Annotated in this window: 20 protein-coding genes; 12 read left to right on the top strand and 8 right to left on the bottom strand. The window is 51.7% G+C overall.

Annotated features, from left to right (window positions below):
* Window positions 1-41: 41 nt before the first annotated feature.
* Window positions 42-689, bottom strand: coding sequence for a TetR/AcrR family transcriptional regulator (locus PSE_RS06430; protein ID WP_014284115.1), 648 nt, complete (start codon window positions 687-689; stop codon window positions 42-44).
* A 97-nt stretch (window positions 690-786) separates the two neighbouring features.
* Between PSE_RS06430 and PSE_RS06425 the strand changes: the two genes are divergently transcribed.
* Both PSE_RS06425 and PSE_RS06420 read left to right on the top strand, forming a co-directional pair.
* Window positions 787-1593, top strand: a complete 807-nt coding sequence (locus PSE_RS06425; RefSeq protein ID WP_008552691.1) for a response regulator transcription factor — start codon at window positions 787-789, stop codon at window positions 1591-1593.
* 253 nt (window positions 1594-1846) lie between these two features.
* Window positions 1847-2599 (top strand): hypothetical protein, encoded by a 753-nt coding sequence (locus PSE_RS06420; protein WP_008552793.1) that lies wholly within the window; start codon window positions 1847-1849, stop codon window positions 2597-2599.
* On the opposite strand, the gene PSE_RS06415 is transcribed toward PSE_RS06420, so the two are convergent.
* From PSE_RS06415 to PSE_RS06390, 6 genes are all read right to left on the bottom strand, one after another.
* Window positions 2585-3010 carry a Fur family transcriptional regulator gene (locus tag PSE_RS06415; RefSeq protein ID WP_041768905.1) on the bottom strand — a complete coding sequence of 142 codons (426 nt, stop codon included), beginning with the start codon at window positions 3008-3010 and terminating at the stop codon, window positions 2585-2587. The two genes, PSE_RS06420 and PSE_RS06415, sit on opposite strands and share 15 nt — an antisense overlap.
* A 16-nt stretch (window positions 3011-3026) precedes the next feature.
* Entirely contained in the window at window positions 3027-3842 is an 816-nt protein-coding gene (locus tag PSE_RS06410) for a metal ABC transporter permease (RefSeq protein ID WP_008552780.1), read from the bottom strand.
* A complete protein-coding gene (locus PSE_RS06405; protein WP_305809597.1) occupies window positions 3835-4650 on the bottom strand; it encodes a metal ABC transporter ATP-binding protein in 816 nt (271 codons plus the stop codon). Before PSE_RS06405 ends, PSE_RS06410 begins: the two co-directional genes overlap by 8 nt.
* Before the next feature lie 113 nt (window positions 4651-4763).
* Entirely contained in the window at window positions 4764-5948 is a 1185-nt protein-coding gene (uxuA, locus tag PSE_RS06400) for a mannonate dehydratase (protein ID WP_014284112.1), read from the bottom strand.
* Between the two features lie 59 nt (window positions 5949-6007).
* Entirely contained in the window at window positions 6008-6772 is a 765-nt protein-coding gene (locus PSE_RS06395) for an FCD domain-containing protein (protein WP_014284111.1), read from the bottom strand.
* Between the two features lie 13 nt (window positions 6773-6785).
* Window positions 6786-8585, bottom strand: a complete 1800-nt coding sequence (locus PSE_RS06390; RefSeq protein WP_014284110.1) for a glycoside hydrolase family 2 protein — start codon at window positions 8583-8585, stop codon at window positions 6786-6788.
* A 656-nt stretch (window positions 8586-9241) separates the two neighbouring features.
* On the opposite strand from PSE_RS06390, the gene PSE_RS06385 reads away from it, so the two are divergent.
* From PSE_RS06385 to uxaC, 5 genes are all read left to right on the top strand, one after another.
* On the top strand, window positions 9242-9766 hold the full coding sequence (locus tag PSE_RS06385; protein WP_014284108.1) for a TRAP transporter small permease: 525 nt from the start codon (window positions 9242-9244) through the stop codon (window positions 9764-9766).
* A gap of 11 nt (window positions 9767-9777) precedes the next feature.
* Entirely contained in the window at window positions 9778-11100 is a 1323-nt protein-coding gene (locus PSE_RS06380; RefSeq protein ID WP_014284107.1) for a TRAP transporter large permease, read from the top strand.
* 52 nt (window positions 11101-11152) lie between these two features.
* The gene (locus tag PSE_RS06375) at window positions 11153-13552 is read left to right on the top strand and encodes a glycoside hydrolase family 31 protein (RefSeq protein ID WP_014284106.1); all 2400 of its coding nucleotides are present in this window, start codon (window positions 11153-11155) and stop codon (window positions 13550-13552) included.
* A 15-nt stretch (window positions 13553-13567) separates the two neighbouring features.
* Complete coding sequence (locus PSE_RS06370; RefSeq protein ID WP_014284105.1) at window positions 13568-15046, top strand: mannitol dehydrogenase family protein; 1479 nt, start codon at window positions 13568-13570, stop codon at window positions 15044-15046.
* A gap of 94 nt (window positions 15047-15140) precedes the next feature.
* Window positions 15141-16559, top strand: a complete 1419-nt coding sequence (gene uxaC / locus PSE_RS06365) for a glucuronate isomerase (RefSeq protein ID WP_014284104.1) — start codon at window positions 15141-15143, stop codon at window positions 16557-16559.
* Window positions 16560-16639: 80 nt separating this feature from the next.
* On the opposite strand, the gene PSE_RS06360 is transcribed toward uxaC, so the two are convergent.
* Window positions 16640-18466: a long-chain fatty acid--CoA ligase gene (locus tag PSE_RS06360; RefSeq protein ID WP_014284103.1), complete on the bottom strand. Its 1827-nt coding sequence runs from the start codon at window positions 18464-18466 to the stop codon at window positions 16640-16642.
* A gap of 370 nt (window positions 18467-18836) precedes the next feature.
* Between PSE_RS06360 and PSE_RS06355 the strand changes: the two genes are divergently transcribed.
* The 5 genes from PSE_RS06355 to arcC all read left to right on the top strand — a co-directional run bounded on the left by PSE_RS06355 (window position 18837) and on the right by arcC (window position 25068).
* The gene (locus tag PSE_RS06355; protein WP_014284102.1) at window positions 18837-20021 is read left to right on the top strand and encodes a GAK system CofD-like protein; all 1185 of its coding nucleotides are present in this window, start codon (window positions 18837-18839) and stop codon (window positions 20019-20021) included.
* A 304-nt stretch (window positions 20022-20325) separates the two neighbouring features.
* Window positions 20326-21726 (top strand): YfcC family protein, encoded by a 1401-nt coding sequence (locus PSE_RS06350; protein ID WP_014284101.1) that lies wholly within the window; start codon window positions 20326-20328, stop codon window positions 21724-21726.
* Between the two features lie 123 nt (window positions 21727-21849).
* The gene (gene arcA, locus PSE_RS06345) at window positions 21850-23076 is read left to right on the top strand and encodes an arginine deiminase (protein ID WP_014284100.1); all 1227 of its coding nucleotides are present in this window, start codon (window positions 21850-21852) and stop codon (window positions 23074-23076) included.
* Window positions 23077-23131: 55 nt separating this feature from the next.
* The gene (gene argF / locus PSE_RS06340) at window positions 23132-24136 is read left to right on the top strand and encodes an ornithine carbamoyltransferase (protein ID WP_008552688.1); all 1005 of its coding nucleotides are present in this window, start codon (window positions 23132-23134) and stop codon (window positions 24134-24136) included.
* Window positions 24136-25068 (top strand): carbamate kinase, encoded by a 933-nt coding sequence (gene arcC, locus PSE_RS06335; protein ID WP_014284099.1) that lies wholly within the window; start codon window positions 24136-24138, stop codon window positions 25066-25068. The genes argF and arcC overlap by 1 nt, the downstream gene beginning before the upstream one ends.
* Window positions 25069-25100: the final 32 nt, after the last annotated feature.

The following is a 25100-nucleotide window of genomic DNA, read 5'->3' as shown; positions in this document are numbered from 1 at the left end:
GCATTCGGGCCGCGTGCCCGAGTGCCTCCATAGACGAAAGTCTACAAAGCTTCTTGCACTCTTTGTTCGAAAAGCTGCTGCAGAAACATCGCCCAGTGCTCGATGTAGTCCTGCTTATCTTCTTCTCTCATGAACAGACCATCCGACGTAATCAGACCCGTCATCATCTGACGTGATGCTGTAATGAGCGTGCGCGCTGTTGCCTGACTGATCTGATCACTCTCAAAGATTGCCAGAATTCGATCGTCGGTGACTTTTGCGAAGTTGTCAAAAGTGGGTTTGATGCGGCGGCGCAACGTATCTTCTGTTCGCGCTGCAACAAGAATTTCCATCATGGTGAGGTACTCAGGAGAGTTCGCCTGATTCGTCCACCATTTGATAGTCAGCTCAGAAATTCTGCTTTTATCCTCACCGATTTCGTTCAACCACTCCAAAGTTAGCCGAACTGATTTAGCGAGCAATCTTTCCAGAACGAAGACCATCAGATCTTCTTTAGTCGGGAAATGATGCTGCAGCGCACCCTGCGAAAATCTCGTCTTTTCCGTAATTTTCTTAATAGATGCACGGTGATAGCCAAATTCGTGCAAACAGCTGATAGCGGCAAGGAGGATCTCCTTACGCATACGATCACTCTTCTCTGCCTGAGTAGATTTTCGCGTTTCGCCGGTATCTTGAAAAATATTTTTCATAGTGCCTCACATCAACGCTTGTAAAAAAACCATATGCATGTATTTTTTTCAAGAGATACGACGAAACACGTAGTGCATAGTTTAGGGAGGAGAAATTATGTATCGGGAGCGTCAGTCCACTGTTGGAACCCTAAGGGAGAAGGTTTCCATGCACACTGTTATTATTGGTGATCCACATCCGGCATTTTCCAGAGCACTTGCGAGCATCTACTCAAATGAGTGCCACGGCGTAAATGTACTTGTGACTAAGAGCTTTTCCGAGTTGCAGACTTGGGTAGAACTTCACCCTTCCGCAGTGGTACTTGTGAACCCTCGGATGAAGGGGGCACCAGGTCTCAGCACAGCGTCTACGCTTCTGGAGACCTATGAGATTTCCAGCCTTGTTATGTTGCTTGAGCAGGATAACCCGGGCCTTTCCGAATACTTCATCGCTCGCGGCGCAACCGCAGCAGTGCCTAAAACCGCTGACTTCTCAGTGTTCAAAGCAGTTTTGACCGGTGGCACCGTTGAAGTGACAACTGAAGCAGAAGATGCGCAGAACGCGTTTGGCATCGACTTTTATGAAGGTCTTGCGAACCTGACACGTCGTCAGGCCACCATTTTGACCTATCTGAAAGAAGGCAAGCTGAACAAGCAGATCGCGCATGAGCTTGGCATTTCCGAAGCGACCGTGAAGCATCACGTTTCTGCGCTGCTGAGCACTCTGGGCTTCTATTCCCGCTCTCAGCTGGTGGCTATGATCAACGAGCTTGGCATCAACGTGGATTATCGTGGCGGCAACCGTAAAGCGGCCCGCGCGAAGACCAACTCACGTCGTGTGGCCAATGGCTACAAGATCGCCGGTGCCGGCGCTGGTGTGACACCAGCTTCCGCGCTGCAGCCGACATATGTTGCGGCTCCTTAAACCAAACTGACACAGCCTGTGGCGAGAATGTCGCTCCCTCGCCGCAGTGTATTCTCCTTCCTTTTGCGGGCGTTACAGCAACGACAAGCCAACAGTTGACGTTGCTGTAGCGCTCTTGCCACAGCAAGCAGATTGTTTCTTCAGATTGACTGTTTGCGCTCTAAACGCACTTGCCGTTACGTCAATTTTTCCTCATTATTGATTTTGCAGGCTCCCAAGGCCGGGCTTCAATCTTTAAGAGGACTAGGAAACTGTGCAGCCAAGCGATTTTGCCAGTTTGAGCGACCTTGAGGTCATTTGGAGCGATCACGGCGGAACCTGTCCGATCCCCACACGCACCCTTGTTGCTTCCGATTTGCTATTAAGCATCGGCCCTTCACCTGACAGAGAGTTTGATCAGACGTTCCAGCGCATCTCCGGCGCACTTGTGCTTGCCTATGGAGATCCGCTGTACAACGGTGGTCTGCGGATTGTTGATGAGGTTGCTGAGCCAGAGCAAAGCCAGTTGAGCCTTGTGTTTTCCTCCAAACACCAGGGGCATTTCAACACGGTCAGCCATGAAGCCTTCTACAACAATGAGAACGCGCTTTATGTGCCGTTCCGCAATCTCAGCGAAGTGCATCCGGAAGATGATATTGAAAGCCTGTTTGGAGATTATTCACCCGGTATCTTCCTCAGATATGTGGTGAGCGAGCGGACGCGGTCATTCCCGGATATGCTGGCGCGGCTTGCCGAGCGAGCGACTGGGCTACAGGTTTGCAGCAAAAACCGGTCTTTGCTTTTCTCCAGCCTGTCAGAGCTTCGGCGTAAGTTGCCCAGTGATCTTATTCTGGTTGATGGAAGTGGGTTTGGTGGACAGCCAGCCTCACGGCAGCAGAAGAAGCCTCTGCTCTACACGACCAACTGGATTTCCCGAGAGCTGATTGAACCGTCAGAGCTGCACCATACTGAGAGTGAGGTGCCAAGTTTGTTTGATCTTAGGCGCCGGTTCTCACTCAGTTCCTGAGGAGTCTTCCGACTTTTCCTGACAAGACGCGCAGGTGCCTTTGATTTCGATGGAGGTTGATTTGGCATCGAAGCCGTTTGCACTTGCCCAGCCGCTCAGAATTTCAGCCACATCATTATCCGCAAACTCCAGAGCTTTACCACAGGTTTCACAGATGGCAAAGCCAACCATCTCGACTGCGTGGCAAGCTGGGTGAGCACAGGCAACAAAAGCATTCATGCTCTCAAGGCGATGCACCAAGCCAAGGCCGATTAGTTTGTCGAGCGCACGATAGACCTGCAATGGTGCGCGAAGTCCCTCAGTCCGGAGCTGATCCAGAATAGAGTATGCACTCATTGGCGCATCTGAAGCACACAGCAGATCCAAGACCAGACGCTGATTTTTCGTGAGCTTCACTTCTGCAGTTGCCATTGCCACTTCTTTCACCCTATTGCCCTCGCTCCTTTCCCAATACCCCGTTTAGGAGGCGAGATGCAAACAATGATAGCAGAAATAAACACAGGCTGGCCACGACGATTGACGGACCTGAAGCACTATCAAACTGCAATGAGCCTTCCAACCCCAGAACAACACTCGCAACACCAATGACTGAGGATGCAACAGCCATCTGCTCCGGTGTTCTTGCAAACCAACGCGCAGTGGCAGCTGGAATGATCAGCAAAGCGGTGATGAGCAGAACACCAACGATCTTCATCGCGATGGCAATAATAGCGGCCATCATGACCATGAAGATGAGCTGCGTCAGGTCTGGATTGAAACCCTCCGCCTCTGCCAGTTCACGGTTGACCGTAGAGGCCAGCAAAGGGCGCCAGAGGAAGTACATCAGGCCAAGTATGACCGCTGCGCATGCATAGATTGCGATCACATCCTCATTGCCAACGGCGAGGATGTCTCCGAAGAGCAGCGAGAGCAGGTCAAACCGCACATGGCTCATAAAGGCGATCAGCACCATGCCGAGTGCCAAGGCGGAGTGGGAAAGCAATCCCAGCAGCGCATCCGTTGAGAGCGAGCCACGTTTTTGCAGGATGAGCAGGCACAAGGAAACCGTGACCGTGACGGCGAGCACACCGAGCATCAAGTTAATGTTCAAAAGGAATGCCAGCGCAACACCCAGCAATGCGGAGTGAGACATGGTATCGCCAAAGTAGGCCATACGGCGCCAGACAACAAAACAACCGAGCGGGCCTGCGACCAGGGCCAGACCAATGCCTGCGAGCATGGCTCTGAGAATGAAATCATCCATGATTGCAGCAGTCTCCCGAGTTTCCCTTGGACGGAACGATTGTGCCGTCAGCTTTGTGGCTGTGGTCGTGATGATGGTGGTAGATCGCCAATGACTGGGAAGCCGGATCACCAAACAGCTGCTTGTACGCATCTGAGGCAGCGACCTGTTCTGGCGCGCCGCTACAACATACGTGCCCGTTGAGGCAGACCACCGTATCCGTCTGCGCCATAACCACGTGCAGATCGTGAGAGATGAGCAGGATACCGCAGTTCAGCTCTTCACGGATTTTGAGGATCAGATTGTAAAGTGCGATTTCACCGGAGTAGTCCACGCCCTGCACAGGTTCATCCAGCACCAAAAGGTCTGGCGTGCGCAGGATTGCACGGGCGAGCAAGGCTCTTTGGTATTCCCCACCAGACAACTGCTGCACATTGGAATCTATGAGGTGCGATATACCCGTCTTTTCCAGCACCGCATCGATTTCAGCCTTCGACGGTTTGGCTGTCAGGCTCATCAATCGGCGGACGGTGAGCGGCATAGTCCAGTCGATTGCAAGCTTTTGCGGGACGTAACCGACCTTGAGGTTCGGCTTGCGCTTGATTGATCCGGCATCTGCTTTCAGCACGCCCAGTGCCGTTTTTGCAGTTGTGCTTTTGCCAGCACCGTTTGGTCCGATGAGTGTAACAATCTCGCCAGAGTTCACATTTAATGAGACGTTCTGGATCAACCAGCGGCCTTGCCGTTTGATCCCAACTCCATCCATTTCAATCAATTGCACGATAGGCACCTCAACTCGTCGCGGGCAGCACCACGAAGGGGATGGCATTTATATGTTACGTAATAATATAACACAAATGAAATATTCGTTGATTTCACAATGACACAAAAAAGCCGGAGCAATGCCCCGGCTTGTCTGATGTTTGATTGCTGAAATTTTGCTTAGGCTGGCTCGCGCATTGCACGGACTGCTGTCTCCACCCCGCGCAGTTCGGCCAAACCACGCAGGCGGCCAACAGCTGGATAGCCCGGTGCAGACTTCATCTGAAGGTCTGACAGCATTGCATGGCCATGATCCGGGCGGAATGGGATCAGATCATCTGAACCTGCCGCTTTTCTGCGCTCTTCTTCATCCACCAAAGCAGAGATCACACCAACCATGTCAACGTCACCTGTCAAGTGATCAGCCTCATGGAAGGAAAGCGGGTTCTCTTCGCGCTTGGTTGCGCGCAGATGCACGAAGTGAATGCGGTCGGCATAGCGCTTCACGATGCCTACAAGATCATTATCAGCCCGAACACCCAGAGAGCCAGTACAGAATGTAAAGCCGTTTTCAGGAACATCGACTGCTTTCGAAATATACTCGTAGTCAGATTCAGTGGAACACACGCGTGGCAAGCCAAGCAGTGGACGTGGTGGGTCATCTGGATGGATGGCCATAACAGCGCCAGCTTCTGCACACACTGGAATGACTTCCTTGAGGAACAACGCGAGGTGTTCTCTCAGCTTATCTGCATCGATACCCTCATAGCGTTCCAGATGTGCGCGGATGTCTGCTGTGGTATAAGACTCTTCGGAACCCGGCAGGCCTGCGAGAATGGTTTTGACAAGACCGTCCTTATCTTCCTGCGTCATGCCTTCATATGCGGCTGTTGCGCGGGCGAGTTCTTCCTCTGAGTACTCATCTTTTGCATTTGGGCGCTCAAGAATGAAGATATCGAAGGCTGTAAAGATGTCTGCATCAAAGCGCAGGCATGTGGCTCCGGTTTCCAGCTCATACGCCAGATCGGTGCGTGTCCAATCCAGAACGGGCATGAAGTTGTAGCAGATCTTGGTGATGCCGCATGTCACCAGATTGCGGATGGATTGCTTATAAGTCTCAATGTACTTTTGAAAGTCACCAGTGCGCGTTTTGATGTGCTCGTGTACCGGGATACTTTCAACAACAGACCAGACAAGACCCGCAGCTTCGATCTCATCTTTGCGCTTTTGAATTTCTTCAACTGGCCATACTTCGCCATTAGGGATGTGATGGAGAGCGGTGACAATGCCCGTTGCCCCTGCCTGTCGAACATCTGCGAGAGTGACCGGATCGTGTGGGCCATACCAGCGCCAAGTCTGTTCCATGTTTAGCTCTTTGCTTTTCAAATTTTGGGGCCGGAGCCCTGTTTAACATTTCATGTCGGTTATTTTTTGAGATCGTTCACCGCAGCCAGCGGGTCCGTATCAAACAGGTACGCATCGAATGACGGATCATCGACGTCAGAAAGTTCCAGCAGTGTCATGCGAACATTTTCAAGGTGTTGCCACATGGCTTGCCGGGCCATTTGCGGATCGCGGCACTGCAGTGCTGTGAGGATTGCCTGATGATCGTCCAGCCACTTCTTCTGATAGCCTCTGTCGAAAATACGCTGGTGCAGCTGCTCCCACATGCGGGAGCGCTTGCGAAGCGTCCAAAGGTGTTCAACTGACTCAGTCAGGACCGAGTTCTGGCTCGCCTGTGCAACCAGACGGTGGAACTCTTCATCTGCCTTGTGGCTTCCTGAACCGGATTCAATTTCATCCCGCTCCTTGGCCAATGTTTCACGCATCTGGATGATGTCGGCTTTGGTCGCCATTGTGGCGGCAAAGGCAGCGATGTTGCTTTCTAAGAGTTGGCGGGCCTGCAGCAGCTCGAATGGACCGATATCCGTTTCCAGCGCACTGTCCGGCGTCACATCCCCGGGGAGGCGGAGAACATAAGTGCCGGACCCTTTGCGCACATCCACAAGCCCCTGCACTTCGAGCATGATCATGGCATCTCTGACTAACGACCGACTCACGCCCAGATCCTCAGAAATCTTGCGCTCTGTGGGGAGCTTGTCACCAATGGCAAAGGCGCCATTCGCCAAATCGCGAACCAGCTCTTCTGCCACATCCTGATAACGTCTTCTGTTCGGGTCTAATGTCATGGTGCAATCCAGATCAGTTTTTCGCTTTCAGCTCTGCATAAAAATCTGCAAGAAGTTTGAAGGCTGTTTTCTTTGTTTTCTTGTCTGAGGCTATCAGGCCTTTGCGGTTCCAGCCCTGCTGGAACATGTTTTGTCGGCGTTCCACACGGAAATCATAGAGAATCCAAGGCGAGATGCCCTTCACGAATTCTCGCTGGCGCAAGGTGGCAATCTGCTTTCGATAGACTTCAGCCATATAACTCTCGCTAAAGAAGCCCTTTTCCAACCTGCCTTCGCCGATGTAACCATCTGCGCCAGTTTCGGAGATAACAACGGGCTTACCGGGGTCGGAGTTGTCGAGGAAGTCGATCAAATCGTCGAAGTTCTCCTCATACCAACCGTAGTACTCGTTGATGCCGATCACATTGATGTGCTGGATCAGGCGATCTTCAATGCGGTTCTTAGTGTGGTTTACGAGGCAAGCGGCTGAGGTCAGGCGCGTTGGGTCCATGTCTCTCACGGTATCAACCAGATGCTTCATGAAGGAGAGACGTTCGTCTGTATCCGGGTTTTCGTTACCGACAGACCAGATGGCGACAGAGGCCCTATTGCGGTCTCGCTTGATCAGCTCCTGAAGCTGGTTGCTTGCATCTTTAAGAGTATTCGGATTCTTGAAGTCGATTGCCCAGTAGACCGGTATCTCTTCCCAAAGCAGAATGCCCTCGCGATCTGCCATTTTGGCGGCGCGTTCGTCGTGCGGGTAATGAGCGAAGCGCATGAAATTGCAGTTCAGCTCTTTGGCATGCTGGAAGCGCTGCTCCAGATCTTCATCGCGCAGAACTTTGCCGGTGAACTCGTCGTCTTCATGGACAGAGATACCGCGGAAGAAAATTGGTTTTCCGTTCAGGAGAACATCTGTGCCGACTTGCTGAATCTGGCGGAAGCCAATCCGATCTTCAATGCGATCTGCGTCGAGAGTTACAGATACGCTGTAAAGGCGAGGGTTTTCTGGTGACCATAGTTCTGGCTTGGCTGGAATGGTCAGCTTGCCGAAACCGTCTTCATTAACAGAGACTTCAACTTTGATGCCCAGCTCTGCCAGTTCAACAATGACTGGTGCCTTATCTGGCCCATCCACTTGCAACTCAACCGCGATTTTGTCGTAGGAGCTATCAGGAACCAGATAGGCGAAGAAATCTGAAATGAGTGTCTTTGGGGTTCTGTAGAGTTCGACATCCCTGTAGATGCCGCCGTAATTGAACCAATCAGTGTTGCGCATAGGCACACGGTCGAGCGTGCGGGTGTTGTTGACACACAGCATCAACCAGTTACGGCCCTGCTTCGCATGCTCGGTGAGTTCAACGTTAAATGGGGTGGAGCCACCATAGTGATTGCCGAGGAACTCTCCGTTGAGGAACACCTTACAATCATACTGGGCTGCCCCTACTCTCAGGAACAAGCGCTCATCATCAGGCAGCTCGTCCAGATCCAGCGGGCGCGTGTACCACGCACTGCCTTCAAAGAAGTACCACTTATCTTTGAGCATAGACCAGCAAGATGGGACCGGAACGGTTTCACCTACATATGGGTCGTAGTCGTATGGTTCTGTTTTTTCCTCCGGGGCTTCAGGTGTGAAGGAAAACCACTTCTGGCGCAGTCCTGTGTCCAGAAGGTCGACACAGAAGTTCCATTCTCCGTTCAGCGACTCAGCCTTACGGCCACCAGTGAAGATCAAGGTGCTGCTGTTCAGGTTTTGCGTGTTGAAGGGGACGTCGTAGTCCTCATCATGCAGGCAAGCCAGGCCGTTGTCGGCACCTTCCATCCGCTCAAGCATCACTGATCCTCGTTGACCAATACCGGTTTCGTCGTTCTTGGGACATCAGTCCAAGTTGGTCGACCTATTTATGCACTCTCCAGATGACAGGGAACTTTTGCTTTTGAATTGCAAACCTCACCAACAGGACACTCTTCCACTCATTGAGCTGCGAATGCTCTTTCTGATGGTCAGCAAATCATCTGCCGTTACTCTCAACCTACTGTATTCAATAGATTAAACACCTGATTGAGAGCTCTTTTCCACTTCCTTCGGGTTTGCACATACCTTTCAGAAATCTACCAGTGGTTGGTACTTGGGTAACCTCTTCATCTTTCTTATGAATCAAGAGGTCAGCGCCAAACCGGCAGATTTGTTGAAAGGTGAAGAAAGGAGATCAACCAAACCTCTCTCCACACATGCCACATTTCTACAAAACTGCGACATTGTCAAACCATTTTATCATATTGGTTGACCAATAATCAAAAATCAGCAATTAATTGGGAGAGAGGTAATTTAATTGGATTCATTGGATATCCGTAGATCTGCAGATCTCCAGCTGAAACCCTCTCACGAATTCAATAGTTCCTGAACAACCCCTCAGGAGAAATTGGTCGCCCACTGCAGATTCTTTCTGCATACTAAGCCCGCGCCCTCACCTAGATTAGGGAATTAAAATGCAAGCGCTGACCAAAATAGTTAACACGATCCTGAAGGCCGTCACCGTGTCGGTTTTTGTGGTGCTCGTGGTGTGTGTGGTTTGGCAGGTTTTCTCGAGATACGTTCTTGGAACCCCAAGCACCGTGACCGATGAACTCGCTCGTTTCATGTTTATGTGGATCGGCCTGATTGGTGCGGCCTATACGCTCGGAATGCGAAGACACCTGGCAATTGATCTGCTGACCGGCTCTCTGACCGGCAAGCGGAAACTGCTTTCAGATTACTTCATCGTTCTGGCGATCGCCTTCTTCTCAGGTGTCGTCATGCTTTATGGCGGCGGGCAACTTGTTATGAAGACGCTCGCCAACGGGCAGGTCTCCCCCGCTCTCCGTGTTCCAATGGGCTATATCTACGCAGCCATCCCATTCTCTGGCGGCATCATGCTGTTCTACTGCGTTGAGTTCTTCCTTGGTCTTGTTAACGGCACAGGTACAGGTCCTAACGACCAGATGCCTGACGCTGCTGATACTGCTGCTAAATAAGAGTAAGTCTGATGGAATTTTTAAGTAGTGAACTTCAAAGCGGTCTTATTCTGTTTGGTGTTTTTGGCGTTCTGGTTACACTTGGTGTGCCGATCTCTTTTGCCATCGGTCTGGCAGCAACGGCGACGATCACCTTTTTGATCTCCTTTGATCAGGCACTCTTTGTTGTTTCGCAGAAGATGGCGAGCGGTCTGGACAGCTTCACGCTGCTGGCGATCCCGTTCTTCATCCTTGCTGGTAACATCATGAACTCCGGCGGCATCGCGCGGCGTTTGATTGAACTGGCGAAGATCGTGGGGGGCCGATTGCCGGGCGCACTGGCACACGTCAATGTGCTGGCGAACATGCTGTTTGGCTCCATTTCCGGTTCTGCTGTGGCTTCTGCTGCTGCAATCGGTGGCATCATGTCTCCGCTGCAGCGCAAGGAAGGATATGATCCAGCCTTCTCCGCAGCTGTGAACGCGGCTTCTTGCCCAACTGGTATGCTGATCCCACCTTCTTCCACGCTGATCGTTTACTCTCTGATTTCCGGTGGCACCTCAGTCGCAACGCTTTTCGTTGCTGGTTATCTGCCGGGTATTTTGATGGGTCTCGGCGTGATGGTTGTGGCTGGTATCGTTGCGACGAAGCGCGGTTATCCGTTGATCCCGCTGCCAAGCTTCAAAGAGATCATCTTCAAAATTGCAGATGCTTTCCTGCCATTGCTGCTCATCTTCATCATCATGGGCGGTATTATCGGTGGTGTATTCACTGCAACTGAGGCTTCTGCTGTGGCAGTGGTTTACACTCTACTGCTCGCCGTTGGCATCTACCGCGAAGTGAAGATCACTGATCTGCCGACCATCATCCTTGAGAGCGCGATTACCAGTTCCATCGTCCTTCTGCTGATTGGTTGTTCCATCGGTATGTCCTGGGCGATGACCTTCTCTGACATTCCTTATGCAATTGGTGAAGCACTGGCGAACGTCTCTGAAAATCCGTTCATCATTATGCTTGTGATCAACATCTGCTTGCTAGTGATTGGTACCTTCATGGACATGACGCCTGCCCTGTTGATCTTCACACCGATCTTCCTGCCTGTTGCGACTGAGCTTGGAATGGATCCTGTGCACTTCGGTATCATGATGACTTACAACCTGTGCATCGGCATCATCACACCGCCAGTGGGTAGTGCGCTGTTCATCAGTTGCTCTGTGGGCAAGGTGGCTATTCAGGATCTGATCAAACCAATGTTGCCGTTCTATGCAGCAGTGATCTCCATCCTGATGCTGGTGACCTTCATTCCTGAAATCAGCCTGTTCCTGCCACGTGTCATTCTTGGCTATGGCGGATAACAGACAGAAACCAAGCAACCATAACAACAACCCAATAACTGGTTGAAGTATAATGAAAACGCTAGGTAAGTGGTCCTATATCGAGACCGAACAGAACCGAGTTGATTTGCTCGTAGATGATAAGCATCTGCTCTCTTTGTTCGTTCTTGAAGACAAGCTTGTTCGGGTTCTTTTACGCAAAAACGGAGAGTTCAGACAGGGACGGACCTGGTCCATCACACCGGCTGAAATGCCCATGCCGTTTGAAGGTCGGTCCCGTCTTTCTGTTGAAGGGTTCTCTCTTCCAGAGTTCAAGCAGCAGCTAACGGAGGATACACTGGTACTGGAGACGCGGTCTTTACGCGTCTCCGTGAAAACACCGCTTCAGATTATCTGGGAAGCGAAGAACGAGGACGGATCTTATCAAATCATTGCCAGCGAGCGTCCAACAGGCGCTTACATGGTGGGTGTGAAGGACAACAAGAACTCACACTTCTTCAACCAGCCTGCGGATGATCGGATTTATGGACTGGGCGAAAAAGCTGGCAACCTTTTGCGTAATGGCCGTCGCTATGAAATGCGCAATCTGGATGCAATGGGCTATGATGCAGAGACCACTGATCCGCTTTACAAACATTTGCCATTTACTTTGACGCGTACCGGCTCTGGTGTTTCCTATGGCGTGTTCTACGATAATCTGGCGAGTTGCTGGTTCGATCTGGGAAACGAGATCGACAACTACCATCGGCCCTACAGATCATACCGGGCGGAAGATGGCGATCTGGACTACTACTTCATGCTCGGCCCTTCCCTGCTGGAGGTGACCAAGACGCAGGTCTGGCTGACAGGCAAGCACATCTTCCCACCAAAGTGGAGCCTCGGGTATTCCGGGTCCACCATGTATTACACCGATGCTGACAATGCACAGGAGCAGTTGGAGGGCTTTGTAGACCTCATCAAAGAACACGCCATTCCTTGCGACAGTTTTCAGCTTTCATCCGGTTACACATCCATCGGCACAAAACGTTATGTGTTCAACTGGAACTATGAAAAGTGTCCTGATCCCAAGGCTATGACTTCCAAGTTTCTGGATGCAGGCGTGCATCTGGCAGCCAACATCAAACCGTGCCTGTTGCAGGACCACCCGCTGTATGAGGATGTGGCCGCGAAGGGTCTATTTATTCGGGACAGTGAAGCCGATCAGCCAGAGCGCTCGTTGTTCTGGGATGATGAAGGGTCTCACCTCGACTTTACCAATCTGGAGACTGTCAACTGGTGGAAAGCAAGCGTCACTCAGCAGTTGCTTGAGCGAGGGATTGGTTCAACCTGGAACGACAACAACGAGTATGAGATCTGGGATTTCTCAGCTCGGTGTCAGGGGTTTGGTGAAGAAATCGAAGTTGGGCTTATCCGACCACTGCATTCCTTCCTTATGATGCGTGCATCCTTTGAAGCGCAAGTAGAGTATGCACCCGAGGAACGCCCCTATCTCATCTCCCGCAGTGGCTGCCCAGGCTTACAGCGTTATGTTCAGACGTGGACAGGCGACAACCGGACGGGTTGGAACAACCTGAAATACAACATCCGCATGGGCCTCGGGCTTTCCTTGTCCGGCATCTACAATGTTGGTCATGATGTTGGTGGGTTCTCTGGGCCTCGTCCTGATCCAGAACTATTTGTTCGCTGGGTTCAGAACGGCGTGATGCATCCGCGCTTTACGATCCATTCATGGAATGATGATGCCACCGTCAATGAAGCCTGGATGTATCCGGAACTGACGCCGCTCATTCGCAATGCGATCCAACTGCGTCAGTATCTGATGCCGTATTTCTACACCATGCTGCACGACATGCATGTGATGGACGAGCCGCTGCTTCGCCCGACATTCCTAGATCACGAAGGAGATGAGCGCACCTTTGCAGAGACGGATGACTATCTGCTTGGCCAGGATCTGCTGATTGCATCCGTAGTTGAGCAAGGCGCAACAACGCGTGAGATTTATCTGCCGGACAATGGCGACGGGTGGTACGAGTTCGATACAGGCGCGTATCACAAGGGCGGACAGACGATCGTTGTTGATGCCCCCTTGGAACGCCTGCCACTGTTTGTGCGGGCTGGCACTGTTTTGCCGCTCGCTAATGCTACAGCGAAGAACACAACAGAGTGTGATCTGAACGCGCTGGCGATCTTCCCATTCCAGGGAACAGGAAAGCGTGAGCTGGCGGTATTTGAGGATGATGGCATCAGTCATAAATGGCTGGAAGGCGAGCACAGCACCTTGCATCTGGTTCTCTCCAGCACGTCCGATGAGCAAACCTTAACTCTGTGTCGCAGTGGCTCCCTCAAGACTGATGGACGAGACCTCTCTGTCTTCATCAAAGGCCGCTCTCCAAATGGGCTGGTTCCGACTGTGATCGTGAACGGACAGCCGATTTCGAACGACACCCACACTTTCTCCCTCAATGAGCTTTGATAAGGCCCACTTTCTATGACTTTTGAATTTCAAAAACTCGATCTCAATGCACTTCCAAGTGATGTTTCGGTGCCGTCTTATGTTCGCGGATCATTGAAACCACGCGTTGCTCATATTGGTTTTGGCGCCTTCGCCCGTGCGCACGTTGCTATGCATCTGCATGAGACACTTGCTGCCGGGGGTGGTGATTGGGGCATGCGCGTGATCGAACTGTTCGGCACCTCCGATCTGTTTGATAAACTGGAGGAGAACGATCACCTCTACACACTGGTTGAGACCGCTGATGAAGGTACGAACACTCGTCTGCTTGGTGCGGTGTGTGAAACGCAGCATCTGGCGCGTGATGGTGTTGAGGCACTGATTGATGGTTTGGCTGAAGAACAGCTCAAGGTCATTTCACTGACAGTCACTGAAAAGGGTTACTGCGTTAAAAACGGGAAGCTGGATCTGGACAATGCAATGATCCAGCAGGACCTCTCTTCCCCTTCTGCTCCAAAGACTGCTATTGGATTGATTGTTGCGGGTCTGGCTAAGCGTCGGGCACTTGGGAATGGCCCGATCACCGTTATGTCTTGCGACAACCTCCCTCACAACGGTGTCCTTTGCGGTATTGCTGTTCGCGAGTTTGCTGCGAAACTGGATGCAGAGCTGGCGGCGTGGATTGAAGAGAATGTCTCCTTCCCTTCCACCATGGTGGACCGCATTGTTCCGGCACTGACGGACGAGTCCCGCGAGCTGATCCATGAGAGCCTTGGCGGACAGGTTGATCTGAATGGCATCGTTTGTGAGCCGTTCCGTCAATGGGTAATTGAAGACAACTTCAAAGCAGGTCGCCCTCAATGGGAGCTTGCCGGAGCACAACTGGTTGCTGATGTGGAGCCATTTGAAGAAATGAAGCTTCGCACGCTCAACGGTTCTCACTCCTTCCTCGCCTATCTTGGCTTCCTCGCTGGCAAAGAGACTATCGCGGATTGTGCAGCTGATCCTGTGTTTTACGCTGAAGCGCGCAAGCTGATGGTGGATGAGCAACTGCCAACACTGGACGTGCCGGGAGATGTTGATCTGGTGGCTTATGCGGACTCATTGCTGAAGCGTTATTCCAACTCCAAACTGAAACACCGCACCTGGCAGATTGCAGCCGATGGCACACAGAAAATGCCGCAGCGCTGGCTGAACTCCGTGAAGTTCCATTTGGCCAATGGGGGCGATTATCGCCACTTGGTGCTCGGGATTGGGGGATGGATGAACTACATCCGCGCGGATCGCAATGGCGAAAGCTATGAGGTGGTTGATCCACTTAAAGAGAAGCTTGCCGCAATTGTCGCCAATGGCGGTGCTGACGAGACAACCTACGTCGATAATCTGCTTGCGTTGGATTCTGTGTTCCCATCTGAACTTGTTGCTAACGATGAGTTCAAGAAGGCAGTTCACAACGCCTATCGTGCAGTGGCAGAAAAAGGTGCCGCGCAGGCCGTAGCAGATTTGGCAGATTAGATTTCCCGGAGTTTTGCCAGGCACCAGCAGGGCAAACGCTCACTTTCAGGGAGAGATCATAGGGTCGCTCCCACCACTTTCAGGGCAGAAAACGATGCAGCCATTTCTTGGACCAGACTTCCTCCTCGAGACAGAAGCCGCACAACGACTTTACCACGATTACGCAGCAGAAATGCCGATCGTGGACTATCACAACCACCTATGTCCGCAGACCATTGCTGAGGACCGCCACTTTGATGATATTGGCCGCGTATGGCTGGAAGGCGATCACTACAAATGGCGTGCAATGCGGTGGGCCGGTATCAGCGAGAGCCTGATCACTGGCAAAGACACCAGCTTCAAAGAAAAATTCCTTGCTTACGCCTCTGTGATGCCGAAGTTCCTTGGGAACCCTCTATATCATTGGACTCATCTAGAGATGTATCGCTACTTCGGGCTGGAAGGCGTGATCCTCTCTGACAAATCGGCAGAAACCGTTTGGGAGGTTTGTAACGCGAAACTGGCGACCAAGCAGTTCTCCGCGCGCGGTTTGCTGCAGATGCAGAACGTGAAGATGCTGGGCACCACTGACGATCCTTGTGATGATCTGCATTGGCACAAGATGATCGCTCAAGATCCAACCTCAACCATGGTTGTGCGCCCAACCTTCCGTCCAGACCCAGCCTTCAAGATCGATAAGCCGACATTTGGCGACTACATCATGAAGCTCAGCAGGCGCATTGGTTTCCATATCGACAAGTATGAACGCCTTCTCGAAGCGTTGAGCATGCGGCTGGATCATTTTGGCCGACACGGTTGTCGTGCTGCAGACCACGGCCTGGACTCCATGCTGTTCTGCCCAGTTCCACCAGCTGCAGAGTTAGATCGCATCTTTAAGGAAGGGCAAAGCGGCGCAACACTAAGCGTTGATGATGTGACGGCCTTCCAGTCAGCGGTTCAGTTGTTCCTAGGCAAGGAGTACGCAAAGCGCGGTTGGGTGATGCAGATGCACATTGGCGCGACACGGAACAACCGCAGTCGCATGTTTAAAGCACTGGGGCCTGACGTAGGCTGTGACGGCATCGATGACCGCGAACTTGCAAACCCGTTGAACCAGTTCCTTGATACGTTGGATCGTGAGAAAGCATTGCCACGCACTGTGCTTTACTCTCTTGATCCAACGAAGAACGAAGTTGTTGTGACGACTGCTGGGAACTTCCAGGATGGATCTGTTGGCGGTAAGGTTCAGGCCGGAACAGGCTGGTGGCACAATGATCAGCTGGACGGCATGGAACGCCAGATGACGCAATTAGCGCAGATGGGATTGCTTTCTCAGTTCCTCGGCATGTTGACAGACAGCAGATCGTTCCTATCTTTCCCACGACACGAGTATTTCCGTCGCTTGCTTTGCAAGATCGTTGGAGAGTGGATGGATAAAGGCCATATTCCGGGTGATTTTGAGCTAGCGGGAGGCATGATCAGGGACATTTGCTACAACAATGCAGCAAACTGGTTCCTTGATGAAAGTAGGTAGGCTTTAGCCCCTGCTTTATCCCTTGGAAGCCCCTTGGACCATGCCTCTGGACCAAGGGGTTTCTGACATCAGAAGCTACATTAAGCGTCGTGCTTGTAGATGTTTTCCAGCGCATCAGCGTGGTTGTTCAGTACCTTAGCACGACGGATCTTGAGGGTTGGTGTCAGCTCACCTGTCTGGATCGAGAAGCCGTCCGGCAGAATTTCAAACTTGCGGATACGTTCTACACGTGAGTGGCGTGCATTCACTTTGTTGATGCCTGCCTGAATGACACTGCGCAGCTGATCAGATTTCAGAACATCTTCCAGTTTGATGTTGTTTTCTATCGCAAATCGCTGTGCCATCACGCCATCGATTGTAATCAGAGCACTTAGGAAGGTCTGGTTGTTTCCTGCAACAACAGCGTATTCCACCATCGGCAGTTCCATGAGATCTTGCTCCAGCAATGCCGGGGAGATGTTCTTGCCGCCTGAGGTGATGATGATCTCTTTTTTGCGACCCGTGATGAACAGGTAGCCGTCTTTATCGAGATAACCGATATCGCCACTGTAGAGCCAACCGTCACGCAGCGCCTCATCGGTGGATGCTGGGTCGTGCGCATAGCCGGAGAAGTTTGTGCCTGCTTTACAGAGGATCTCACCATCTGCCGCAATCTTGATTGTAACGCCTTCCATCGGTTTACCGACAGAGCCCAGACGGGTTGAACCAATGATATTGATGGTCGCACCGCCACAGTTTTCTGATTGGCCGTAGACTTCACGGATTACGATGTCCAAACCGGTGAAGGCTTCCAAGACACGCTTGGAGACTGGTGCTCCCCCACTCACGAACATGCGCATCTTGTCGAGGCCAATTTTGTGCTTGATCTTATCAAGCACAAGGCGGTTCGCGACCTTCTTCTTGAGGTTAAGCATCAAGCCAGCAGATTTACCGTTGAGGGTCTGGCCGTACCAATCCTTACTGGTTTGCAGCGACCATTGGATGAGCTTACCCTTGAAGCCCTTTTCCTTGTTCAGCTGTTTCTCGACCTTCTCATGGATCTTCTCGAAAATCCGAGGAACACCGAAGGTTACAGTCGGGCGGACTTCCGGCAGGTGTTCGCCAAGGCTGGTGACCGACTTGGCGTAATAGACGGGATAGCCAGTGTCACATGCCTGAATGATGGTGCCACACTGTTCTGCAATGTGCGCCATTGGCAGATAGGAGATATAGCGGTCTGCCGGGGTTGGTTTGAAAGCCAAGTTCAGCGCATCAGATTCAGCTCGGATTGCACGGTGGCTGATCTGAACCGCTTTCGGTAGGCCAGTTGTGCCGGAAGTGTAGATCTGGAGCGCGATGTCTTCGGCTGCAATATCGTTGAGACGCTGGTCCAGCTCTGCATCCAGTCCCGGGCTGTTTTCACCCAGAGACATGAAGCTTGCCCAGGTGTACTGATCTGGGTTTTCTACGCGTCCATCCAGACGGATCACCTTGCGCAAATGGCGCATGTTCTCTGACTGCTCACCAATGCCTTTCAGCTGGGCTTTGGTTTCAGCAAGCAGGATGCGGCCTTGAGAGTGACGCAGGATGTAGTTGATTTCCGGTGCAGCTGCTGTCCAGTAGATGCCTGTAGGAACCGCCCCAATCATCATGGCAGCGACGTCCATGATCGTCCATTCAGGACGGTTGTAGCTCAGAATACAAACAGCATCGCCAGGGTTTACGCCCAGCGCTAGGAGAGCTTTTGCAGCATTGCGCACTTGCTCGCCATATTCGGTCCAACTCGTTGCGTCCCATCCAGTTTCACCGCGCACGAAATATGCCGGTTTATCGGCAAGGCGTTCGACGGATTCCATAAATGCTTTTGGAATGGATTTAAACGCGTCTTGAGCTTGTGTTTGAGCAACGGGCTGGGCCTGCGAACTCATGCTATTCTCTCTATTTTTATTATTTCCAGAGCTTTACATCCTCTGAATTTGCTGGTGTCAAATACAGATACTAAGAATACCCACCAAACCCACAAGAACTACAGGTGTTTTCTCTTATTTTCTTCTCTCTGGTTCATGAGCAGCGAATATTCATTTTTGATTTGACAGAGATTTTACTGAATCACTGATATATCTAATGTGGGAAATACTTTAATGCTTCTTAGAGGCATTAAAGATTATTGAGTTCATGATAGATCGTTGGGGATGCTTCTGATTTAGTCAGGCTGAATCTACAATTTAGCCGTAAACCGATCTAATAGATCTCTTATGGTAAGAGGGATTGAATTCTCGCAGTCGGGCAAGTTCGTTTATGCAGCAGTTTAGTGTTACACGCGGTCTCACACTTCCGGATCCTGTTCGCATCAGTCGCTATAAGCGTCTGCCGGAGCTTGGCCCTGCCCTGCTGTTCTTCAGTGGCGGAAGCGCACTTAATCCCACTGCCCGTGCTCTCAAGCAATACACGCATAACTCGATCCACTTGATGACACCGTTTGACAGCGGTGGGAGTTCTGCTGTTCTTCGCCATGCGTTTGGTATGCCCGCAATTGGTGATCTGCGCTCACGATTGATCGCACTGGCGGACGAGAGTGTGCTTGGGCAATCTGAGATCTATCGCCTTTTCACTCATCGCTTTCCAAAGACTGCCTCACTTGATGAGTTACATGGCGAACTGGTGGACCTTCTGGAAGGGCATGATCAGCTGATTGCGCGGGTGCCCAACCCTATGCGCCGTCTCATTCGGCATCAGCTGGCATTCTTCCATGATGCAATGCCGTCTGATTTTGATCTGCGTGGGGCAAGCATTGGCAACCTAATCCTTGCTGGCGGATATCTGAACAACAACCAGAAGCTTGATCCAATCATCTTTCTGTTCTCCAAGCTGGTGAATACGCTTGGCACAGTGCTGGCGACCGTGGACGCGCGTCTGCACCTCGCGGTGGAGCTGGATTCTGGCGAGATCATCGTCGGGCAGCACAATATGACTGGCAAGGAGACTGCTCCGATTGCCAGCAAGATCAAACGGACTTATCTGACGCGTTCCTTAGCTGGCGGCGATCCGGTGGAGATTGAGGTGTCGCCGAAAAAGCAGCATCTCATTGAGACTGCGGACATGATTTGCTATCCACCGGGCAGTTTTCACAGCAGCCTGATTGCGAACCTGCTGCCCAAGGGCGTGGGCAAGTCCATTGCTCGCAGCCCAAACCCAAAAGTTTATGTGCCCAACCTTGGCAATGATCCTGAGCAGTTTGGAATGAGCCCGAATGAGACGGTGGATGCGCTGCTAAAGCACCTACGTGCAGATGCAGGGGAAGACACACCGACAGACAAGCTGCTCAACTTTGTTGTCACGGATGAGAGGCATGCCGCCGAGTTTGACTGGGCGGAGCTGGAAGCGCAGGGAATTTCACTGATTGGGGCTGATCTGACGAGTACCCATTCGGTTCCTTATTACGATCCGGAAAAACTAGTTTGCATGCTCCTGAGTTTTCTCTGAGCGCATTTTCCAAAGTTTAACCTACTGCAGTGCTGAGTTTTATGGATTGGCCACGCTACACACAGTGTTAGCGAATGATTTGCGATGTCTTCCGCAGCCCTATCAAGGGTTGATATTTACACTTCTAATAGATCACGACCAATAATCTTATATACTTTACTTAAAAGCAGCCCAACGTAGCGCAATATTTTGTTTGCGACACCCTTTAATCAAGAAACTGAACATCAGTTGACGCAAGTATCTACATAGATATTAGGTAGCGGCAGCATGATTACATTCGACAAATAACTAAGCGGAAAAACAAATGTCGAAGTTCAAGTTTCCTACCGCGTTTACAATTCTATTTGCTCTCATCATTCTCGTTGCAATTGCAACCTGGTTCGTTCCCGCAGGCAAGTACGATCGTGTCATTAATCCAGTGCTTGATAAGGAAGTTCCGGTTCCCGGTACCTACCATCTGGTGGAAGCCAATCCGCAAGGTCCGGTTGAAGTTTTCATGGCACCGATTGCCGGATTGTATGACCCGGTTTCCTACACCGCGAATGCAATTGATGTGGCTGTTTTTGTTCTTGTGATCGGCGGCTTCCTGATGGTGGTCACGCGTACAGGGGCAATCGATGCAGGCATTGCCAAGATCATGACGGGATTAAAGGGACGAGAGAACCTTATGATCCCCATATTGATGGCTTTCTTCGCAGCTGGGGGCACGATTTATGGGATGGCGGAGGAAAGCCTGGCGTTCTATGCCCTCATCATTCCTGTGATGATCCGAGCTGGTTATGACTCGATGACCGGCGTTGCCGTGATCATGCTTGGTGCCGGGATTGGAACACTTGGGTCGACCATCAATCCGTTCGCAACAGTGATTGCCTCCAACGCAGCGGGTGTTCCGTTTACCGACGGTATTGGCCTGCGTTTCCTCATTCTCATCGTTGGCTGGCTGGTCTGTGTCGCCTGGGTGATGCGGTATGCCGCCAAGGTGAAAGCAGATCATTCTACTTCCCTCGTTGCCGAGATGAAGGAAGATAACGAAAAGCACTTCCTGCAGGGCGTTTCGACTGACGACATTCCCGAGTTCACCGCAAAGCACGGTTGGATCATGGCAATCTTTGTCATCACCTTTGGTCTGTTGATCTATGGTGTTGCAGTGCTTGGTTGGTGGATGGGTGAGATGGCCGCCCTGTTCCTCGCTGCTTCGATCCTCGTGGGTATTGTCGCACGGCAGGGTGAGCATGAGTTTGTCGACAACTTTCTTGATGGTGCACGTGATTTGCTTGGTGTTGCGCTGATCATCGGCGTGGCCCGCGGTATCGTGGTGGTGATGGATGCAGGGTCTATTACAGATACGATCCTTTACTGGTCTGAGCAGGCTGTCAGCGGCCTCAGCAAGGTTGCCTTCATCAACGTGATGTTCTGGCTGGAGCTGGTGCTCTCGTTCTTCGTACCTTCGTCTTCCGGCCTGGCTGTGCTTTCCATGCCAATCATGGCACCACTCGCAGGCTTCTCCAACGTGGGAGCTGAGTATGTGGTCACAGCCTTCCAGTCTGCCAGCGGTCTTCTGAACCTGTTCAACCCAACCTTTGCCGTTGTGATGGGTGGCCTGGCGATTGGACGCGTGCCTTACGACAAGTGGCTCAGGTTCGCCATTCCGCTCGTGATCATCCTGTTCATCCTGATCTCACTGGCACTGTCATTGGCCGTTTAGAACGACGGACTAACTGGAGGCGAGCATCCGCTTAGCTCGCCTCTACGACACAATACACCTCTGAACCAAACAACGAGATAGCTATCTCGCAAAACATAAGAATTCTGGAACGGAGTCTGCAACATGACTGAATTTGGTGTTCATTCGGAAGTTGGCAAATTGAAAGAAGTGATGGTTTGCCGTCCCGGGCTTGCGCACATGCGCCTTACGCCCGGCAACTGTCAGGAATTGTTGTTTGATGATGTGATCTGGGTTCGCGAGGCACAAAAGCACCACTACGATTTCTGCCTCAGAATGGAAGAACGCGGTGTGAATGTGCTGGAGATGCACAATCTCCTCAAAGAAACGCTTGAAGATCCGGAAGCCCGCAAGTGGGTGCTGGAGCGTCGGATCACCCATAACCGCGTTGGTTATGGCATGGCCGAAGATTTAAGGGCCTGGCTGTATGAGCAGCACGAGAAGTTTCTTGCCGACCACCTGATCGGCGGCATTGCACGTGGAGAATTAGGCTTCAAGCCAACCGGGGTGTTTGGCAGCTATCTGGATGCAAATGATTTTGTCATTCCACCTCTGCCCAACACGCTGTTCACTCGTGATACAACCTGCTGGATCTACAATGGCGTGACACTGAACCCAATGTTCTGGCAGGCTCGGCAGAATGAAACTCTTCTGACCACTGCGATCTACAAGTTCCATCCTCACTTCAAAGGCAAGGTGAATTTCTGGTGGGGTGATCCGGATGAGAACTTCCATGAATCTACCGTAGAAGGCGGTGACGTTATGCCGATTGGCAACGGGGTTGTTTTGATCGGCATGGGTGAACGTACGACACCGCAGGCTGTGGGTCAGGTGGCCCGAGCTCTCTTCCGCAACCATGCGGCTACCCGCGTCATTGCCTGTCAGATGCCAAAGAGCCGTGCAGCGATGCATCTGGATACGGTGTTCACTCTTCTGGACCGCGATAAAGCAACTGCTTTCTCTGGTGTTTGCGATGAAATCATCTGCTTCTCCATCCGTCCAGGCGATAAGCCAGAGAACGTTGATTACCGGCAGGATGAAGGTCATCTGTTCGATGTCGTCGCTAATGCGCTTGGCATTCAGAAGCTGCATGTGGTGACTACAGGTGGCAACGCTTATGACCAGGAACGCGAGCAATGGGATGATGGCAACAACGTTGTCTGCATCGAGCCCGGCGTTGTGGTTGGTTATCGCCGGAACACCTACACAAACTCCAAGCTTCAAAGAGCGGGTGTGGAGGTGATTGCCATTGATGGTTCAGAGTTGGGTCGCGGTCGCGGTGGTGGCCACTGCATGACCTGTCCGACCATTCGAGAACCCGTGGACTTCTAGAGTTTTCAATCTCCGTTGAACAATAAAAACATCCAAGAGATGGAGCGTAAGGAAAATGGCTTTCAATCTGAAAGGTCGCAGTTACCTCAAGCTAAAGGACTTCAGCCAACGCGAAGTGCTTTACATGTTGGATCTTGCCCGGGATCTCAAGCGAGCCAAATACTCCGGAACTGAACGGCAGACCCTTGTGGGCAAAAACATCTGCCTGATCTTTGAAAAAACCTCGACCCGAACCCGCTGTGCATTTGAAGTTGCCGCACATGATCAGGGCGCACACGTCACCTATCTTGATCCATCGGGTTCGCAGATCGGGCATAAGGAGTCCATGAAGGACACTGCTCGGGTGCTAGGGCGTATGTTTGATGCGATCGAGTTTCGCGGTTCTGGCCAAAAGGCTGTTGAGACACTGGCAGACTATGCTGGTGTACCTGTCTACAACGGTTTGACCGACGACTGGCACCCAACGCAGATGCTGGCAGACATGCTGACGATGACCGAGCATACATCCAAGTCTCTGCATGAAATCTCATTTGCTTACATGGGCGATGCCCGCAACAACATGGGCAATTCCCTGCTGATGCTTGGCGCTCTGTGTGGATGCGATGTCCGTATTATCGCTCCGAAAGAGCTGTATCCTGAGCCACATGTTGTGAAGGCCGCTGAGGCCAACGCAAAGCGGTATGGTGCACGCATTACCATCACAGATGATCCGAAGGCTGGTACTGAAGGTGTCGACTTCATCCATACCGATGTTTGGGTTTCCATGGGTGAGCCACCTGATGTTTGGGAAAGCCGGATCAAATTGCTCCGCGATTATCAAGTCAACAAGGCTCTGATTGAAGGTACAGGTAACGCCAACACCTTCTTCATGCATTGTCTGCCAGCGTTCCACAATCGCGAGACCAAGGTTGGCGAAGAAATCTTCCAGAAGTTCGGTATCTCGGAAATGGAAGTGACTGAAGACGTCTTTGAATCCGATCGCAATCTAGCCTTTGAGCAAGCAGAAAACCGGCTTCACACCATTAAGGCCATCATGGTTGCGACGATTGGAGGTCGATAATGCGTGTTGTCGTCGCTCTTGGTGGGAATGCGCTTCTCCGGCGTGGAGAAGCAATGACTGCCGAAAACCAACGTAAAAATGCGCGTATTGCCGCTGAAGCTCTGGCACCGCTTTATGATGATGGTCATGAAGTGGTGATCACACACGGCAACGGCCCTCAGGTTGGCTTATTGGCCCTGCAGGGTGCCGCTTACGAGCATGTAGAACCCTATCCGCTTGATGTGTTGGGCGCAGAAACAGTTGGGATGATTGGTTACATGATTGAGCAGGAACTGGGAAACCTTCTGCCATTTGAAAAACCATTCGCTACCATTCTCACACAGGTTGAGGTCGATCCAAACGATCCAGCCTTCAAAGACCCGACCAAACCCATTGGTCCGCTCTACTCCAAGGAGGACGCTGAGAAGCTTGCCGAGGAGAAAGGCTGGTCTATTCGTGAGGACGGCGATAAGTGGCGTCGTGTCGTGCCTAGCCCGTTGCCGAAGCACATCTTCGAGATCCGACCCATCAAGTGGTTGCTGGATCATGACGTGCTTGTCATTGCCGCTGGCGGTGGTGGCATTCCGACTATGTACAACGAGGAGAAAAAGCTCGTTGGCGTGGAATGCGTGATCGACAAAGATCGCTGTTCTGGCTTGCTTGCCAAGGAGATCGAAGCAGACGTCTACATTATGGCGACAGATGCCGACGCGGTTTATCTGGATTGGGGTACTCCCAGCCAGCGTGCAATCAAATCTGCTTCTCCTGATGCCTTGGATGCCTATGGCTTTGCAGCAGGTTCTATGGGACCGAAAGTGGAAGCAGCGCAGACATTTGCTCGCCAAACCGGCAAGAAAGCAGTGATCTGCACTCTTTCTGAAGTTCCACAAGCGATTGCTGGCAACAAAGGAACCTCAATCAGCGTGGATGCTGGTGACACCAAGTTTTATTGAGACCTGAGCCCCGGAGCGGCATAAGCTTCGGG

Source organism: Pseudovibrio sp. FO-BEG1, assembly GCF_000236645.1.
Classification (GTDB): Bacteria; Pseudomonadota; Alphaproteobacteria; order Rhizobiales; family Stappiaceae; genus Pseudovibrio.
Note: the sequence above shows the minus strand (reverse complement) of the source record. Positions and strands in the feature narration are given on the sequence as shown.